The following is a 747-nucleotide window of genomic DNA, read 5'->3' as shown; positions in this document are numbered from 1 at the left end:
GCGGCGGGTCCCCACGTGGGGCCCGCCGTTCGTCGTTCCCGCGCTCAACCTGCGGCCCGCACGTGCCGACCAGAACGGCAGACGCCGCAGTGGAGGCGTCCGACGATGAGGACGCCATGACGACGACCCAGCCCGGCTGGTACCCCGACCCGCAGAACCCCGCGACGATGCGCTGGTTCGACGGCACGCAGTGGACCGCGCACGTGGCGAGCGCCGCGACTCTCGACCCGCGCACCGTGCAGCGCTCGTCGTGGTCGACCACCAAGATCGTCGTGACGGTCGTGGCCGTCGTCGTCGGCGTGCTCGTCGTGCTCGGGGTGCTGGCGGCGATCGCCATCCCCGTGTTCCTGAACCAGGCGAACACCGAGGGCTTCCGCACCAGCGTGGAGGGAGCGACGTGCGAGCAGGTGGTCGCCGAGGCCGTGGAGCTCTCGCACCGCGACCTGCCCGACGGCTACGTCGCGCTCGCGAGCGTCACCGACGCACACGCGGTGACCGACGACCGCGGCACCGTGCAGCGTCCGGCGACGGGCGAGCTCGCGCACGTCCTGACGTGCGAGGGCACCGGGCAGTGGGAGGACGGCACCTCGAGCGCCATCCGGCTCTCGTTGTCGGTCGACTCGGCCGGGCGGCACACGATCGCGGACACCACGGACACCAGCCCGACGACGTGACGCCGCACGCAGGACGGACGGCGACGTCACCCGAAGGGGGCGGCGAACGTCGGGAGAACGGCGGCTCGCCCTC

The 747-nt window shown here is 73.1% G+C and carries 1 protein-coding gene; it reads left to right on the top strand.

Annotation, left to right across the window (positions count from 1 at the left end; genetic code table 11):
• Positions 1-116: 116 nt before the first annotated feature.
• Positions 117-674 carry a DUF2510 domain-containing protein gene (locus tag CGE01nite_RS17100; RefSeq protein WP_170211015.1) on the top strand — a complete coding sequence of 186 codons (558 nt, stop codon included), beginning with the start codon at positions 117-119 and terminating at the stop codon, positions 672-674.
• Positions 675-747 lie beyond the last annotated feature (73 nt).

The sequence above is a fragment of the Cellulomonas gelida genome (assembly GCF_006538725.1).
In the GTDB taxonomy this organism is placed as follows: Bacteria; Actinomycetota; Actinomycetes; order Actinomycetales; family Cellulomonadaceae; genus Cellulomonas; species Cellulomonas gelida.
Note: the sequence above shows the minus strand (reverse complement) of the source record. Positions and strands in the feature narration are given on the sequence as shown.

Bases quoted from the DNA above. Each gene is read 5' to 3' on its own strand.
- CGE01nite_RS17100 (WP_170211015.1), top strand. From the start codon at position 117: ATGACGACGACCCAGCCCGGCTGGTACCCCGACCCGCAGAACCCCGCG.